Origin of the sequence: Citrobacter sp. S55_ASV_140 (assembly GCF_018919505.1) — a bacterium.
Classification (GTDB): domain Bacteria; phylum Pseudomonadota; class Gammaproteobacteria; order Enterobacterales; family Enterobacteriaceae; genus Citrobacter; species Citrobacter werkmanii.
Window position 1 is genome coordinate 1 of record NZ_JAHLQZ010000094.1, and the last position, 15729, is coordinate 15729.

At 54.0% G+C, this 15729-nt stretch carries 17 protein-coding genes; 16 read left to right on the forward strand and 1 reads right to left on the reverse strand.

From position 1 onward, the window contains the following. Positions 1–225 precede the first annotated feature (225 nt). From efeU to phoH, 5 genes are all read left to right on the forward strand, one after another. The gene (efeU, locus tag KQJ18_RS14565) at positions 226–1059 is read left to right on the forward strand and encodes an iron uptake transporter permease EfeU (RefSeq protein ID WP_038639559.1); all 834 of its coding nucleotides are present in this window, start codon (positions 226–228) and stop codon (positions 1057–1059) included. Positions 1060–1117: 58 nt separating this feature from the next. Beyond that, complete coding sequence (efeO, locus tag KQJ18_RS14570; protein ID WP_216422182.1) at positions 1118–2245, forward strand: iron uptake system protein EfeO; 1128 nt, start codon at positions 1118–1120, stop codon at positions 2243–2245. Positions 2246–2250: 5 nt separating this feature from the next. After that, on the forward strand, positions 2251–3534 hold the full coding sequence (gene efeB, locus KQJ18_RS14575; protein ID WP_087856992.1) for an iron uptake transporter deferrochelatase/peroxidase subunit: 1284 nt from the start codon (positions 2251–2253) through the stop codon (positions 3532–3534). Between the two features lie 246 nt (positions 3535–3780). Beyond that, complete coding sequence (locus tag KQJ18_RS14580) at positions 3781–4077, forward strand: hypothetical protein (protein ID WP_038639568.1); 297 nt, start codon at positions 3781–3783, stop codon at positions 4075–4077. Continuing rightward, positions 4056–4844: a phosphate starvation-inducible protein PhoH gene (phoH, locus tag KQJ18_RS14585; RefSeq protein ID WP_006685183.1), complete on the forward strand. Its 789-nt coding sequence runs from the start codon at positions 4056–4058 to the stop codon at positions 4842–4844. Before KQJ18_RS14580 ends, phoH begins: the two co-directional genes overlap by 22 nt. Before the next feature lie 50 nt (positions 4845–4894). Here the strand turns inward: phoH and KQJ18_RS14590 are convergent, their stop codons facing one another. Next, positions 4895–5188: a YciI family protein gene (locus KQJ18_RS14590; RefSeq protein ID WP_216422183.1), complete on the reverse strand. Its 294-nt coding sequence runs from the start codon at positions 5186–5188 to the stop codon at positions 4895–4897. 374 nt (positions 5189–5562) lie between these two features. On the opposite strand from KQJ18_RS14590, the gene ccmA reads away from it, so the two are divergent. From ccmA to KQJ18_RS14645, 11 genes are all read left to right on the forward strand, one after another. Beyond that, complete coding sequence (gene ccmA / locus KQJ18_RS14595) at positions 5563–6186, forward strand: cytochrome c biogenesis heme-transporting ATPase CcmA (protein ID WP_216422184.1); 624 nt, start codon at positions 5563–5565, stop codon at positions 6184–6186. Beyond that, entirely contained in the window at positions 6183–6842 is a 660-nt protein-coding gene (gene ccmB / locus KQJ18_RS14600; RefSeq protein ID WP_069323296.1) for a heme exporter protein CcmB, read from the forward strand. Before ccmA ends, ccmB begins: the two co-directional genes overlap by 4 nt. A gap of 36 nt (positions 6843–6878) precedes the next feature. After that, positions 6879–7625, forward strand: coding sequence for a heme ABC transporter permease (locus tag KQJ18_RS14605; RefSeq protein WP_085048544.1), 747 nt, complete (start codon positions 6879–6881; stop codon positions 7623–7625). Next, positions 7622–7834: a heme exporter protein CcmD gene (gene ccmD / locus KQJ18_RS14610; RefSeq protein ID WP_085048543.1), complete on the forward strand. Its 213-nt coding sequence runs from the start codon at positions 7622–7624 to the stop codon at positions 7832–7834. The genes KQJ18_RS14605 and ccmD overlap by 4 nt, the downstream gene beginning before the upstream one ends. Further along, positions 7831–8307 (forward strand): cytochrome c maturation protein CcmE, encoded by a 477-nt coding sequence (gene ccmE / locus KQJ18_RS14615; RefSeq protein WP_042309391.1) that lies wholly within the window; start codon positions 7831–7833, stop codon positions 8305–8307. The genes ccmD and ccmE overlap by 4 nt, the downstream gene beginning before the upstream one ends. After that, positions 8304–10259: a heme lyase CcmF/NrfE family subunit gene (locus tag KQJ18_RS14620; protein ID WP_216422185.1), complete on the forward strand. Its 1956-nt coding sequence runs from the start codon at positions 8304–8306 to the stop codon at positions 10257–10259. The genes ccmE and KQJ18_RS14620 overlap by 4 nt, the downstream gene beginning before the upstream one ends. Then, on the forward strand, positions 10256–10813 hold the full coding sequence (locus KQJ18_RS14625; RefSeq protein ID WP_204525025.1) for a DsbE family thiol:disulfide interchange protein: 558 nt from the start codon (positions 10256–10258) through the stop codon (positions 10811–10813). Before KQJ18_RS14620 ends, KQJ18_RS14625 begins: the two co-directional genes overlap by 4 nt. 11 nt (positions 10814–10824) lie before the next feature. After that, positions 10825–11277 carry a cytochrome c-type biogenesis protein gene (locus tag KQJ18_RS14630; protein ID WP_216422186.1) on the forward strand — a complete coding sequence of 151 codons (453 nt, stop codon included), beginning with the start codon at positions 10825–10827 and terminating at the stop codon, positions 11275–11277. Further along, complete coding sequence (ccmI, locus tag KQJ18_RS14635; protein ID WP_085048540.1) at positions 11274–12140, forward strand: c-type cytochrome biogenesis protein CcmI; 867 nt, start codon at positions 11274–11276, stop codon at positions 12138–12140. The genes KQJ18_RS14630 and ccmI overlap by 4 nt, the downstream gene beginning before the upstream one ends. Positions 12141–12365: 225 nt before the next feature. Beyond that, positions 12366–13529: a NapC/NirT family cytochrome c gene (locus tag KQJ18_RS14640; protein WP_069323301.1), complete on the forward strand. Its 1164-nt coding sequence runs from the start codon at positions 12366–12368 to the stop codon at positions 13527–13529. A 33-nt stretch (positions 13530–13562) separates the two neighbouring features. Further along, on the forward strand, positions 13563–15729 hold a 2167-nt coding region (locus KQJ18_RS14645), incomplete at its 3' end, for a molybdopterin-dependent oxidoreductase (RefSeq protein ID WP_216422187.1).

Consider the following 15729-nt stretch of genomic DNA (forward strand, 5'->3'; position numbering starts at 1 on the left):
TTCTGATATAGAGGCGTTAACTTAATGACATTGACGCATGTGGGGGGCTTTTATTACCTACGCTGCAAGCTCGCTATAACCATTACCTGCCTAACCTTTTACATTCAGTCATCATTCTCAAAACATTCTGCTTGAGTTTTTCTTTCCTGTAATGATAATCACTATCACTGTAATTTACTTTTCTTTGCATCAATTGACTGAGAATAACGTTTAAGGGTTCTTCGCATGTTTGTTCCATTTCTAATTATGTTGCGCGAAGGGTTAGAGGCCGCGCTGATTGTCAGCCTGATTGCCAGCTACCTGAAACGGACTCAGCGTGGCCGTTGGATTGGTGTGATGTGGATTGGTGTGCTGCTGGCGGCGGCGTTATGCCTGGCGTTAGGGATTTTCATCAACGAAACCACCGGGGAATTTCCGCAAAAAGAGCAGGAGCTGTTCGAAGGCATCGTGGCGGTCATTGCTGTGGTGATCCTCACCTGGATGGTGTTCTGGATGCGTAAAGTTTCACGTAACGTCAAAGTCCAGCTTGAACAGGCTGTCGATAACGCGTTACAGCGCGGCAACCATCACGGCTGGGCACTGGTGATGATGGTCTTTTTTGCCGTCGCCCGTGAGGGGCTGGAGTCGGTGTTCTTCCTGCTGGCGGCGTTTCAGCAGGATGTCGGCATCTGGCCGCCGCTGGGCGCGATGCTGGGGCTGGCCACCGCGGTGGTACTGGGTTACCTGATTTACCTCGGCGGTATTCGTCTCAATCTCGGGGCATTCTTCAAGTGGACCAGTCTGTTCATTTTGCTGGTGGCCGCCGGACTCGCTGCTGGGGCTATCCGCGCCTTCCACGAAGCCGGGTTATGGAATCATTTTCAGGATGTGGCGTTTGACATAAGCAGCATACTTTCGACGCACTCGCTGTTTGGCACGTTGATGGAAGGAATCTTCGGCTATCAGGAGGCGCCAAGCGTGAGTGAAGTGGCTGTCTGGTTTATCTACCTGATTCCGGCATTCATTATTTTTGCGCTACCGCCGCGTTCAGGCACTACGGCATCGCGTACCGCACCTTAAAAACAACGCGATGCGGAATACTTTTTAGTTACAACATACTTATTCAAAGGACCAGGTTATGACGTTTCATTTTCGCCGTAGTGCGCTGCAGTTGGGTGTTGCCACGCTGTTTGCATCCGTTTTTTCTGCACAAGCCGCCGATATTCCGCAGGTGAAAGTCACGGTTAACGATAAACAGTGTGAGCCGATGACGATCACGGTTAACGCCGGGAAAACGCAGTTCATCATCCAGAACCACAGCCAGAAAGCGCTGGAGTGGGAGATCCTCAAAGGCGTTATGGTGGTTGAAGAGCGCGAAAACATTGCGCCGGGCTTTACCCAGAAAATGACGGCCAACCTGCAGCCTGGCGAATATGATATGACCTGTGGTTTGTTGACCAACCCGAAAGGCAAACTGATTGTAAAAGGAAGCGCTACAGCGGATGCCGCGCACAGTGATGCTCTGTTGAGTCTGGGCGGCGCGATTACCGAGTACAAAGCCTACGTGACGGCAGAAACCGCGCAACTGGTAGCGGGTACCAAAGCCTTCACCGATGCGATTAAAGCCGGCGATGTGGAAAAAGCAAAATCCTTGTATGCGCCAACGCGTCAGCACTACGAGCGTATTGAACCGATTGCCGAACTGTTCTCCGATCTCGATGGCAGCATTGATGCGCGGGAAGATGATTACGAACAAAAAGCTGCCGATCCGAAATTTACCGGCTTCCACCGTCTGGAAAAAGCGCTGTTCGGTGACAATACCACCAAAGGGATGGACAAGTATGCCGACCAGTTAAACCACGATGTCCTTGACCTGCAAACGCGTATTAGCGAGCTGGCCTTCCCACCGTCGAAAGTGGTAGGTGGCGCGGCAGGGCTGATCGAAGAAGTCGCAGCCAGCAAAATCAGTGGGGAAGAAGATCGCTACAGCCATACCGATCTGTGGGATTTCCAGGCTAACGTCGATGGCGCGCAGAAAATTGTCGATCTCCTGCGTCCTCAGTTACAAAAATCCAATGCTGAACTGTTAGCGAAGGTGGATGCGAACTTCAAAAAAGTCGATACCATTCTGAGCAAGTACCGTACCAAAGACGGTTTTGAAACCTATGACAAACTGACCGATGCCGATCGCAATGCGCTGAAAGGGCCAATCACGACGCTGGCGGAAGACTTGTCTCAATTACGCGGTGTTCTGGGTCTGGATTAAGCACTATGCAGCAAGATAATGAAAACGGCGTGAGCGAACCGTCACGCCGACGTTTGTTGAAAGGGATGGGCGCTTTGGGTGGCGCGCTGGCGTTGGCCGGCGGATGCCCGGTTGCCCATGCGCAAAAACCGCAAAGCGCGCCGGGAACGTTGTCTCCTGATGCGCGCAGTGAAGTGCAGCCGTTTTATGGCCAACATCAGGCGGGGATCCTGACGCCGCAGCAGGCATCCATGATGCTGGTGGCGTTCGATGTTCTCGCCAGCGATAAGGCCGATCTTGAACGTCTGTTCCGGTTGCTAACCCGTCGTTTTGCGTTTCTGACTACCGGTGGGCCTGCGCCGGATACGCCGAATCCGCGGTTACCGCCGATGGATTCCGGTATCCTTGGCGCATACATCGCACCAGACAATTTGACGATCACGTTGTCGGTCGGATCCTCGCTGTTTGACGAGCGCTATGGTCTGACACCGCAGATGCCGAAAAAGCTGCAAAAAATGACGCGCTTCCCGAATGATTCTCTGGATGCAGCGCTGTGCCATGGCGATCTGCTGTTGCAGATTTGCGCCAACACACAGGACACCGTCATCCACGCGCTGCGCGATATCATCAAACATACGCCCGATCTGCTCAGCGTTCGCTGGAAACGTGAAGGATTTATTTCCGATCACGCCGCGCGCAGTAAAGGGAAAGAGACCCCGGTCAACTTGCTTGGCTTTAAGGACGGTACCGCGAACCCGGACGCTACAGATGCGAAGCTGATGCAAAACGTGGTGTGGGTTACGGACGGGCAGGGCGAACCTGCATGGGCGCAAGGCGGCAGCTATCAGGCCGTGCGGCTCATTCAGTTCCGCGTGGAGTTTTGGGATCGCACGCCGCTGAAAGAACAGCAAACGATTTTTGGTCGCGATAAACACACCGGTGCGCCGCTGGGTATGCAGCATGAGCACGATGTGCCTGACTATGCCAGCGATCCAGAAGGTGAGGTGATTGCGCTCGACAGCCATATCCGTCTGGCAAACCCGCGTACGAAGGAGACCGAGTCCAGCCTGATGATGCGTCGCGGTTATAGTTATTCGCTTGGCGTGACCAATTCCGGTCAACTTGATATGGGACTGTTGTTCGTTTGCTATCAGCACGATCTGGAAAAAGGTTTTCTGACGGTGCAGAAACGCCTGAACGGTGAAGCGCTGGAGGAGTATGTCAAACCAATTGGTGGCGGTTACTTCTTTGCGTTGCCGGGTGTCAAAACCGCAGATCATTATCTCGGACAGAGTCTGCTCGAAGCTTGATATCTATGCCCCGCAGCGCGGCGGGGCTTTTACTGACATCTTCATGAATGAACGAATTATTTTTTATGATCGGTCTGTGAATGAAATAATTTTGTCATCTTTCTGCAAGAGACTGTCTGTAGCGACAAGTCAAAATCAAGTTAATGGCAAGTAAAAATATTGTTGCATTAGCGAAAGATTATGATGTACTTATAAGTAACAGCGGTAGTTCCCGGCGGTGATAGTTGTTCACTATGGAGATCGCGAATGGAAAAGTCCTGTACTGGACACGTTTTTCACAGTAACAGCAGTACCTTACGCGGACGTTTCTCTTCCGGTAGCCACTTCGTCACCGCTAAATCTCTCCCCCTTTCACTTTTTATCCTTGTAACTGACGCCCTGTACGGTGCGCGTAGCCGTGGGTGGCGTCTTATCCAAAAGCAAGCAATGGCTTACAAGGAAGCCAACCCTCAGATGTTCGTGCGCATAATCGTGCCGCCAACGGCGCGTGTGATGTATACCTACAACTCAAGGTGCTATCCATGGGAAGACAAAAAGCAGTGATCAAAGCTCGTCGCGAAGCAAAACGGGTGCTGAGGCGGGACTCGCGTAGCCATAAGCAACGTGAAGATGAATCGGTCACCTCGCTTGTGCAGATGGGCGGCGTAGAAGCGATCGGAATGGCGCGTGATAGTCGCGATGCCACGCCAATCACGGCGCGAAATGAGGCTCAGGCGCACTACCTGAATGCTATCGAGAGTAAACAGCTGATCTTCGCCACCGGTGAAGCCGGGTGTGGTAAAACCTGGATCAGCGCGGCAAAAGCAGCAGAGGCGCTGATCCACAAAGATGTGGACAGGATTATTGTAACCCGTCCGGTTCTGCAAGCTGATGAAGATCTCGGCTTCTTACCTGGAGATGTTTCCGAGAAGTTCGCTCCCTATTTCCGCCCGGTGTATGACGTGCTGGTGAAACGTTTGGGAGCCTCCTTCATGCAATATTGCCTGCGACCTGAGATTGGTAAGGTGGAAATCGCGCCGTTCGCCTATATGCGTGGACGAACATTTGAAAATGCCGTGGTCATTCTTGACGAGGCTCAGAATGTTACTGCTGCACAAATGAAGATGTTTTTGACTCGCCTCGGGGAAAATGTGACGGTGATTGTGAATGGGGATGTAACCCAGTGCGATCTACCCGCCCACGTTCGCTCAGGGCTAAGCGATGCGCTGGCCCGTTTCGAAGAAGATGAAATGGTTGGGATCGTTCGTTTCAATAAAGATGATTGCGTTCGCTCGGCGCTCTGTCAGCGAACGCTCAACGCTTACAACTGATGAGTACGCCGTCTTCAAGGCCCGGGAAACCGGGCTTTGTTTTTGCGGTATTACAGAATATCTTTTAAGGCGGCAGTCGTCATGGTCGCTTCAAATGGGATCAACTCAACTTTCGCGACGCCAGCCTGCTGGAAGGGATCCTGACTCAGATAGTGTTCTAATTTCTCAGCGTCATCAGATTTTGCCAATATCACACCACCGGAACGTGGAATTTTGCGGCCTGATGCCAGGAATAAACCTTCCGCATAGCCTTTTTGCAGCCAATCCACGTGGGCAGGAAGTAGGCTATCAACGTCATTCAACGGTTTTATATAGGTTAAAACAACAACATAAATAACACTCATTTTATTGTCCCTGCTTTTTGAAAGTGTATTAACGTAGCATACAACCAGGGAGAGAAAAGATTAATATCAGCACTGTCCTTCCTAAGTTTTAATATTAAAAATGCATATGCAGCATTTATGTCTGTTAATTGTACACTTGTAGGGTGCGGGTGGGTTGGCATGGTTGATGGCTGGCGAAAAAATGGCGGTTATCGCTTAATCGGCGAGTTATTATTAATAATCATGAAACATTCGTGATGAGATAAATATTACGATAATGTTCCAGATCATGAGCGTTTTATATTTTTTAACATATTTGGCAAACTGAAACGCATACTTTCGCTATACTGTAGATCCTTGAATACGCTGCGCTCCCGAACTGGATCCGCCTTCTAATGCTTGAATTAAAAAATATTGCGTGCCTGCGGGATGAACGTCTACTCTTTTGCCGCCTATCATGTTCTATTCAGCCCGGCGAAGTTGTCCAAATATCGGGGCCTAATGGGGCAGGAAAAACCTCTTTATTACAGCTACTAACCGGATTATCAACGCCGAGCGAAGGGCAGATTTTGTGGCAGGGAAAACCGCTGCATCGGATGCGTGACGACTGGCATCGTCAACTGTTGTGGCTTGGCCATCAGGTTGGCGTAAAAGGGGGGCTGACGGCGGAGGAAAATTTGCGTTTTTATCACCCGCAGGCGTCGTTTGAGACGCGCTGGCAAGCGCTGGAGCAGGTCGGACTGGTCGGTTTTGAAGATGTGGCTGTGGCTCAGCTTTCTGCCGGGCAGCAGCGGCGCGTAGCGCTGGCCAGGCTGTGGCTCAGCCGCGCAATGTTCTGGATTTTAGATGAACCTTTTACTGCGCTGGACGTGGCTGGCGTGCAAAAACTGACCACGCGACTGGAGCAGCATGTCGTCCATGGCGGCGCAGTTATTCTGACAACCCATCAACCTTTACGGCCTCTCTGCGTCCCGTTGCGCACGATTACGCTCAATGAGTATGAGGCGGCTGTGGCATGATCACGCAGATTTTCTGGCGCGACCTGCGTCTTGCCTTTCGTAACTGTGCCGAAATTATCAACCCGCTGTGGTTTTTCTTGATTATCGTCACGCTGTTTCCACTCAGTATTGGCCCGGAGCCGCAGTTGCTGCGGCAAATTGCCCCCGGCATCGTCTGGGTAGCAGCGCTACTCTCCTCGCTGCTGGCAATGGATCGGCTGTTTCGTGATGACTGGCTGGACGGTTCGTTGCAGCAGATGATGCTAATGCCAGTCCCGCTTTCGCTGGTGGTGCTGGCGAAAGTCGCCGCGCACTGGGTGGTTTCCGGGCTACCGCTGTTAATCATTTCGCCGCTTATCGCCACGCTGTTCGGCCTCTCCGTTGCGGAGTGGCAAGTGCTGGCGCTTACGCTATTGTTGGGTACGCCCACGCTCAGTTTTATTGGCGCGATTGGCGTCGGGCTGACCGTCGGATTGCGGCGCGGCGGTGTATTGCTCAGCCTGCTGGTGCTGCCGCTGATGATCCCTTTATTAATTTTTGCAACCGCCGCCGTGGGCGCGGCGCAGATGCTGCTGCCGGTTGACGGCTATCTGGCGATTCTCGGGGCCTTCCTGGCAGGAAGCGCCACCTTAAGTCCGTTCGCCACTGCGGCAGCGTTACGAATCAGCGTGCAATAACTTCCGTCATCTCCGGGAATATGAGGCAAAGAAAAAATGTGGAAAGCGTTACACCAACTCGCCATTCCAGAGCGGTTGTATAAGGTCTGCGGGCGATTTATTCCGGCAATGGCACTCCTGAGCGCGCTGTTTCTGGTGGTGGGCTGCATCTGGGGCTTTGTCTACGCCCCAGCGGATTATCAGCAGGGCGAAAGCTATCGCATCATGTATCTGCATGTGCCCGCGGCTATCTGGTCGATGGGGATTTATGGCTCGATGGCGGTGACCGCCTTTGTGGGCCTGATTTGGCAAATGAAAATGGCGGACAACGCGGTGATTGCGATGGCGCTTCCCGGCGCTGTCTATACCTTCATCGCGCTGGTCACCGGTTCGGCCTGGGGCAAACCAATGTGGGGAACCTGGTGGGTGTGGGATGCGCGTCTGACCTCCGAGCTGGTGCTGCTGTTCTTATATGTCGGCGTGATTGGCTTGTATCACGCCTTTGACGACCGCCGCCTGGCCGGGCGCGCCGCCGGGATCCTCGTTCTGGTCGGGGTAGTCAATTTGCCGATTATTCATTTTTCCGTTGAATGGTGGAACACCCTGCATCAGGGGTCGACCAATATGCAGAAAACCATCGATCCATCTATGCGTATGCCGTTGCGTTTAACGATTTTCGGCTTCTTATTCCTTTTTATTACTCTGACATTAATGCGTATGCGTAATTTGATTCTGCTGCAGGAACGTCGTCGCCCATGGGTGGCGCAGCTGGTTTCCGGGCGCAAGAGCGAGGTTAATTCATGACCAGCGCTTTCCACTCCTGGAGTGATTTCTGGCAGATGGGCGGCTACGCCTTTTATGTCTGGCTGGCGGTTGCCGTGACGGCGCTCTCGCTGCTGGTTGTGGTCTGGCATGCCTGCTGGCAGCGCAGGGCGCTGCTGGCTGACGTACAGCGTCAAATGGCGCGCGAGCGCCGGATGCAGGCGGCGCGTAAAAAAGGAGAGGCGTTGTGAATCCGCGGCGTAAGGTACGACTCTGGCTTGCCTGTAGCGTGTTGGGAGGACTGGCGCTGACGGTCGGACTGGTGATGTATGCGCTCAGCGCCAATATCGATCTCTTCTATACGCCGGGGGAAATCATTTACGGCAAGCGGGAAAATGGCCAGAAGCCGGAACCGGGACAGCGCCTGCGCATTGGCGGCATGGTGATGCCCGGCAGCGTGAAGCGTGACGATAAAACGCTGGACGTGACCTTTAAGCTCTACGATGCGCGCGGTGTGGTAGAGGTGAGCTATACGGGGATCCTGCCAGCGCTGTTCAGAGAAGGGCAGGGAGTGGTGGCACAAGGAACACTGCAAGACGGTACCCATATTCGCGCCAAAGAGGTGCTGGCGAAACACGATGAAAACTATACCCCTCCGGAGATTAAAGAGGCGATGGATGAAAATCATCACCCTGCCGGGAATCAACAAGGAGCCGCGCAATGATCCCTGAAATTGGGCATTTTCTGCTGTGCCTGGCGCTGGGTATTTCCTGCCTGCTCGGGCTGTATCCGACCTGGGGCGCGATGCGCCAGGATACGCGGATGATGGCGCTGGCGAAACCGCTGTCGTTTGCCATGTTTGCGGCGATCCTCGGGTCATTCCTGATACTGGTTTATGCTTTTGTGGTGAATGATTTCACCGTTCAGTATGTCGCCAGTAACTCGAATACGCTGCTGCCGGTATGGTATCGCGTGGCGGCTACCTGGGGGGCGCACGAAGGGTCGCTGCTGCTGTGGGTGCTACTGATGAGCGGCTGGACCTTTGCCGTGGCGGCGCTGAGCCGCAACATTCCCCTGGAAGCATCTTCCCGCGTGCTGGCGGTGATGGGGATGATCTCCTTCTGCTTCCTGGTGTTCATCCTGCTGACCTCGAACCCGTTTGTTCGCACGCTGCCGGACTTTCCGATCGAAGGCCGCGATCTGAATCCGATGCTGCAGGATATTGGACTGATTTTTCATCCACCGATGCTGTACATGGGGTACGTGGGTTTTTCCGTCGCCTTTGCTTTTGCCATCGCCTCGTTAATGACCGGACGTCTGGACAGCGCCTGGGCGCGCTGGTCGCGTCCGTGGACGCTGGCGGCGTGGAGCTTCCTGACGGTGGGCATTGTGTTGGGTTCTGCCTGGGCATACTACGAGCTGGGCTGGGGCGGTTGGTGGTTCTGGGATCCGGTCGAAAACGCCTCGCTGATGCCGTGGCTGGCCGGCACGGCGCTGATTCACTCACTGTCAGTAACGGAGAAGCGGGGTAGCTTCAAATCCTGGACCGTGCTGCTGGCAATCCTCGCCTTCTCGCTCTGCCTGCTCGGCACCTTCCTGGTGCGTTCCGGGGTGCTCATCTCTGTACACTCATTCGCCTCTGATCCGACGCGCGGCCTGTTTATTTTGGCGCTGCTGGTGATCACCATCGGCGGCTCGCTGCTGCTATTTGCCATTAAAGGCGGGAAGGTGCGCTCTCGGGTACGCCATGAGCTGTGGTCGCGCGAGTCGCTGCTGTTGGGGAATAACGTCCTGCTGATCGCCGCGATGTTGGTGGTGCTGTTGGGCACACTACTGCCGCTGATTCATAAATTATTGGGGCTGGGTAGTATCTCAATTGGTGAACCATTCTTTAATTCGCTGTTTATCGTGCTGATGATTCCCTTCTCGCTACTGTTGGGGATTGGGCCGCTGGTGCGCTGGCGGCGCGATGAATTGCATAAGCTGCGTAAGCGGCTGCTGGTTGCGGCGCTGGTGTCGATTGTGCTGGCCGTGGTGCTGCCGTGGCTGATGCAGGACCGTATTAAGGCGATGACCGTGCTTGGCCTGCTGATGTCGATGTGGGCGTTGGTTCTGACAGTGATGGAGGTAGTGGAACGCGCTACCGATCGCCATACCTTCTGGCGCGGGCTAACTCGCCTGGGGCGCAGCCACTGGGGGATGGTGGCTGGGCATGTCGGGCTGGTGGTGACGGTGATTGGCATCGCCTTTAGCCAGAACTATAGCATTGAGCGCGATGTGCGTATGAAGCCGGGCGATAGCGTCGATATTCATCAATATCACTTTGTCTTCCGCGACGTTCAGGACATTACAGGTCCGAACTATTTTGGCGGTGAAGCGGTGATTGACGTCTCGCAGGACGGGCGGCATATCAGCACGCTGCGGGCAGAAAAACGCGTCTACAGCAGCAGCCGGATGGAGATGACCGAGGCCGCCATCGACGGCGGGTTGGTGCGCGATCTGTATGCCGCGCTGGGTGAAGAACTGGATGACGGCAGTTGGGCGGTGCGCCTGTACTACAAACCGTTTGTTCGCTGGATCTGGTTTGGCGGAATGTTAATGGCGCTTGGTGGCGTATTGTGCATTCTGGACCCGCGCTACCGCTTACGTAAATCGCTGCCGGAGAACGCACAATGAACCGCAAAGTCCTTTATCTGCCGCTGGTTATCTTTCTGGTTCTGGTGGCGGCGCTGATGTGGCAACTGCTGCGCAATAGCGACGGCGATGACCCGACGGCGCTGGAGTCGGCGCTGGTTGGCAAACCGCTCCCCGCGTTTCATCTGGCGTCGCTGGAGAAGCCTGACGTGATGCTGGACGCGTCCAGTATTATCAATGGTAAGCCGGTGCTGCTTAACGTCTGGGCGACCTGGTGTCCAACTTGCCGCGCGGAGCACCAATACCTGCGTTCCCTCGCGGCGCAGGGTATTCGCATCGTGGGCATTAACTATAAAGACGATCGCCAGAAGGCGCTGGACTGGCTGCAGGAGCTGGGTAATCCATACGCGCAGGGGGTGTTTGATGGTGACGGTATGCTGGGATTGGATCTCGGTGTCTACGGTGCGCCGGAAACCTTTCTTATCGACGGCAAAGGCATTATTCGCTACCGCCATGCAGGCGATCTGAACGAACAGGTATGGCAGCAGGAAATCCTGCCGTTGTGGAATAAATACAGTCGGGAGGGCAGCGCGTGAGATTTTTGCTAATGACGTTGCTGACGGCGCTGCTATCGTTTCAGGCGCTGGCGGCGATTGACACTTATCCGTTTAAAAATGAGGCTCAGGAGCAACAGTTCCGCCAACTGACCGCGCAACTGCGCTGCCCGAAATGCCAAAACAACAGTATTGCCGACTCCAATTCGATGATTGCCGCCGATATGCGTAAAAAAGTCTGGCAACTGATGGAGGAGGGGCAAAGCAATCAGCAAATTACCGATTATATGGTGGCGCGCTACGGTAACTTCGTCACCTATGAGCCGCCGGTAACGTTGGCGACGCTGATCCTCTGGCTGCTGCCCACCTGTTTTGTACTGGGCGGCGCGCTGGTCATTTTCCGTTTAAGCCGGCGCCCGCGGGCAGCGCGGGAAACGGAACTTAGTCCGCATGAGCAGGCGCGTTTGCAAGCGCTTCTCGATGAAAACAAAAGGACCCTGAAATGATCGTCGCTTTTCTTATCATGATGATTTTACTGCTGGGGACGGCGGCACTGCTGTTTATTCCCTGGTCAGGCAGACAGCGAGTTGATCGTAATACGATGAATCATATGATTTTTCGTGCGCGTCTTCAGGAGCTTGATGAAGACATTTCTCCGGTAAATGCGGCTCAGCAACAGCAGTTGGTTGACGATTTACGCTTGAATTTATTGGAAGATTTGCCTGAGTCGCCAAAAACGGATAACAAAAATAGTAGCTATTGGGTGTATATTCTCGGGGTTATTATACTAACCTCTTTATGCGTAGGGGTATTCGTCCGAACGAGTTACGTCCCCCGTGTAATTGAGTGGCAGCAGGTCGTGCAGCAAACGCCGCAACTGATGCAGCGCGTGATGGATCCCCAGGGGAAACCGCTGTCGGAAGAAGAGCTGTTTCGCCTGGCGCTGGGGCTACGTACTCGTCTGCAGCAATATCCGGCAGACCAGCTAAGCTGGACGATGCTCGGTAGGCTACAACTGGTGCTGAATAACCCCGGGGCTGCGTTACAGGCATTTGATAAAGCGCGACAGTTGGCGCCGGGAAATGCGGATGCGCAACTGGGCTATACCGAAGCATTGCTGCACTCTACGGATCCGAATGATAGCCGTGAAGCCCAGCAGTTGCTTGATACGTTGCTTAAAAATAACCATAACGATGTACGGGTACTCAGCCTTGTAGCGTTTAACGCCTTTGAGCATCAACAATATGATAAAGCGATAGCAGCATGGCAACTGATGCTGAAACTGTTACCGCCGGACGATAACCAACGAGAGATCATTATTCGTAGTATCGACCGCGCGAAAAAAGAACAAATCGCTACACTGAAATAATCAAAATATATCAACATTTGCGCGAAGGTTTGTTCGATTTGCAATGTGATACCACGCTGAAATTATCGGCTAATCAACCTCCGATGATTAGCCCGCAGAATCAAACTTCCATAAGCATTGTTGGAGTAGAAGATGACGGTAATCGCTATAAATATTTTTATATAGCGATTGTCATGTGGCAAGGACTATTGCGTCTTTATTTTAGGAAAAGGGTTAAATAATAAGATGAGAAAACTTTCACTGGAACGTTCAGGTAGGCGAAAAATTATATTTATCGCCCTGCTGGTTGGGATCATTATTGGTGTCGTGCTGCTGGCGGGTACGGCAACTATCATGCATAAAACCAGCGACACTGAATTCTGCGTGTCGTGTCATACCATGCAACAACCTCTGGCGGAATATCAGGGCAGTGTGCATTTCCAGAACAATAAAGGTATTCGCGCCGAGTGTGCCGATTGCCACGTTCCCCACCAACCGATCGATTATATGCTGACCAAAATTGGCGCCCTGAAAGATGTCTGGGGTGAAATGACCGGCAAAATCGATACCCCAGAAAAATACGAGGCGCATAAGCTCGCGATGGCCCAGAGCGTCTGGGATGGGTTGAAGAAGAACGACTCGGCAACCTGTCGTTCCTGCCACGACTACAAAGCGATGGATATACTGGCGCAAACGCCTGAAGCCCGTAAGCAGCACCCGGTGGCGATCAAAGAGGGCCAAACCTGTATCGATTGTCATAAAGGCGTCGCACACATTCTACCGAACATGAGTGGCCTGGCGGCAGCAGGGGCGAGCGAACTGGCGAATGCGGCAGCGAAAACGCCGGCAACGGCGACCACGTTGTACACCATTCAAACCCAACCGTTCTGGCTTAGTGAGAAAACAACCGATCATAACGACGGTAACCTGATGGCTTCCACCGAAGTGCAGGTAGTGAAACGTGACGGTGATATGGTACTGGCTGACGTCAAAGGTTGGCAGCAGGATGGCGTCACCGAGGCGTTCTACGCCGCGCGTGGTAAACGCATCATGAGCGCCCTGCTGGGTGAGGAAGCGCGTAAAGCGTTGAAAGTGAACAGCACGGTAACCGATGAAGAGACGAAACAGGTCTGGCATGAAGTCGATCTGCAGGTCTGGCTGCCGGCGAAAAGTCTGATTGGCGATCAACAAAAAATCTGGAGCTACGCCTCCGAACTCATGGCTAACAACTGTACCGGTTGCCACGGTCTTACCGAGTTGAATCGCTTTAACGCCAACCAGTGGATTGGGGTGGTTAAAGGCATGTCCGGTCGTACGTCGCTGACGCAGGAACAGGTTCGTCTTCTGACCCAGTACGTACAAAAACACGCGAGCGACATGCCCGCAGCAGCCGATCAGGACAAAAAATAAGGAGCCATGATGAAAAAGAATAATGACCATGACATGGCGCAGCAGAGCCAGGAAGCAGGTATGAATCTGACTCGTCGCCGTTTTCTGGCTGGTGCCGGAGCTTTAATGGCGGCACCGCTGCTGGCGGGAATGTGGCCACGCTCGGCGCTGGCCGAAGCGATAAGCCAGGCGCTGCCGCAGTTTGTAGCGTTACGCCAGGCGGAAAGCGGCATTCTGACCGGTGCCCACTGGGGCGCGTTTGAAGCGATTGTCCGCGATGGCAAAATGGTTGACGTTCGTCCGGTGAAAGACGATCCGTATCCGAACGAACTGATTACCATGGCACCTTATCAGGTGTATGCCGAAAACCGCATCAAGTACCCGATGGTGCGTAAAAGCTGGCTGGAAGGCGGCGCGAAAGACTGTAAACCAGAGCTGCGTGGCCGCGATGAGTGGGTGCGCGTGAGCTGGGATAAGGCGCTGCATCTGGTGGCCGGTGAAATCAGCCGTCTGCAGAAAGAGCACGGACCGTCCTCTATCTATGCGGGCTCTTATGGCTGGAAAAGCGTGGGGATGTTCCACAACCCAAGAACGCTACTGCAGCGCATGATGAACCTGGCAGGCGGTTTTGTCGGCTACTCCGGCGACTACTCGACCGGTGCCGCACAGGTAATTATGCCGCATGTAGTGGGCTCTGTTGAGGTTTACGAGCAACAGACCGCATGGCCGAACGTCATTGAAAACACCGAGCTGGTGGTGATGATTGGCTGTAACCCTATGATCACGCTTAAAAACAGCTGGAACCTGCCGGATCACGTCAGCCAGACTGGTTTTGAAGCGCTGAAGAAAAAAGGCACCCGGATGATCTGTATCGATCCGGTGCACAGCGACAGCGCCCGCATGCTGGGTGCCGAGTGGATTGGCCCGCACAGCTATACCGACTGCGCGCTGATGGCGGGGATTGCCCATACGCTGTTGGTGGAAAAACTGCATAACGCTGACTTCCTGAAAACCTATACCGTCGGCTTCGATAAGTTTGAAGCGTATCTGACCGGTCAGGACGACGGTATTGTGAAAGACGCCAATTGGGCGGCGGACATCAGCGGTGTTGACGCCGAGGTGATCAAACAGCTGGCGCGCGATATGGCAAAACACCGCACCATGATCATGGGCGGCTGGGGCATTCAGCGCCAACATCACGGCGAGCAGGCGCACTGGATGATGGTGACCCTGGCGTCGATGCTGGGGCAGATTGGTCTGCCTGGCGGCGGCTTCGGCTTTAGCTATCACTACTCTTCCGGCGGTAGTCCGACCGCGCGCGGCGGCATTCTCGCCGGGATCTCGGCGGGTAGCCCAACCTCTCCGGCGGCAAAAGACATTACACCGTTCCCGGTAGCGCGTATTGCCGATGCGCTGGCGAACCCTGGCAAGACCATTGATTATAACGGCACGAAAGTGACCTACCCGGATATTAAAATGGTCTACGTGGCGGGGGGGAATACCTTCCACCAACATCAGGATACCAATAACCTGGTCAAAGCCTGGCAGAACCCGGAGACCGTGGTCGTCAACGAACCTTACTGGACGGCAACAGCGAAACATGCTGATATCGTGCTGCCGGTTACCACGACCTATGAACGTAACGATTTGGACATGGGCGGCGACTACTCGCAGCTCTACGTCTTCCCGCTACGCCAGTGTGTGCCGCCGCAGCATGAAGCGAAAAATGACTTTGACGTCTTTGCCGGTATTGCCGAGATCCTCGGCGTACACGACGCCTTTACCGAAGGTAAAGATGAGATGTTATGGTTAAAAGGCATGTATGACGACATGAAAGCCCAGGCGCGTAACGCACGCGTGGCGCTGCCGCCGTTTGATATGTTCTGGGCGTCCAACAACTATATCCGCTTCCCGATTCCGGAAGAGAATAAACAGTGGGTACGCTTCGCTGATTTCCGCGAGAACCCGCTGCTTAATCCACTGGGTACCCCGTCCGGCAAAATCGAAATCTATTCTGATGCCATTGCCAAAATGGGTTACGAGGACTGTAAAGCGATCCCGACCTGGATGCCGCCTCACGAGTGGTATCGCGGGCCGGAAGCAGCGAAATACCCGCTGTCGCTGAATACCGGTCACCCGATTAACCGTCTACACTCTCAGCTCGACAACACGCCGCTACGTAAGAAGTATGCAGTAGCCGACCGTGAGGCTATCTGGATCC

Coding starts and splice junctions, on each gene's coding strand:
- efeB (WP_087856992.1), top strand. CDS start 2,251: ATGCAGCAAGATAATGAAAACGGCGTGAGCGAACCGTCACGCCGACGT.
- KQJ18_RS14580 (WP_038639568.1), top strand. CDS start 3,781: ATGGAAAAGTCCTGTACTGGACACGTTTTTCACAGTAACAGCAGTACC.
- ccmI (WP_085048540.1), top strand. CDS start 11,274: ATGATCGTCGCTTTTCTTATCATGATGATTTTACTGCTGGGGACGGCG.
- KQJ18_RS14620 (WP_216422185.1), top strand. CDS start 8,304: ATGATCCCTGAAATTGGGCATTTTCTGCTGTGCCTGGCGCTGGGTATT.
- phoH (WP_006685183.1), top strand. CDS start 4,056: ATGGGAAGACAAAAAGCAGTGATCAAAGCTCGTCGCGAAGCAAAACGG.
- ccmD (WP_085048543.1), top strand. CDS start 7,622: ATGACCAGCGCTTTCCACTCCTGGAGTGATTTCTGGCAGATGGGCGGC.
- ccmA (WP_216422184.1), top strand. CDS start 5,563: ATGCTTGAATTAAAAAATATTGCGTGCCTGCGGGATGAACGTCTACTC.
- KQJ18_RS14630 (WP_216422186.1), top strand. CDS start 10,825: ATGACGTTGCTGACGGCGCTGCTATCGTTTCAGGCGCTGGCGGCGATT.
- ccmB (WP_069323296.1), top strand. CDS start 6,183: ATGATCACGCAGATTTTCTGGCGCGACCTGCGTCTTGCCTTTCGTAAC.
- KQJ18_RS14640 (WP_069323301.1), top strand. CDS start 12,366: ATGAGAAAACTTTCACTGGAACGTTCAGGTAGGCGAAAAATTATATTT.
- KQJ18_RS14605 (WP_085048544.1), top strand. CDS start 6,879: ATGTGGAAAGCGTTACACCAACTCGCCATTCCAGAGCGGTTGTATAAG.
- KQJ18_RS14625 (WP_204525025.1), top strand. CDS start 10,256: ATGAACCGCAAAGTCCTTTATCTGCCGCTGGTTATCTTTCTGGTTCTG.
- KQJ18_RS14590 (WP_216422183.1), bottom strand. CDS start 5,188: ATGAGTGTTATTTATGTTGTTGTTTTAACCTATATAAAACCGTTGAAT.
- efeO (WP_216422182.1), top strand. CDS start 1,118: ATGACGTTTCATTTTCGCCGTAGTGCGCTGCAGTTGGGTGTTGCCACG.
- efeU (WP_038639559.1), top strand. CDS start 226: ATGTTTGTTCCATTTCTAATTATGTTGCGCGAAGGGTTAGAGGCCGCG.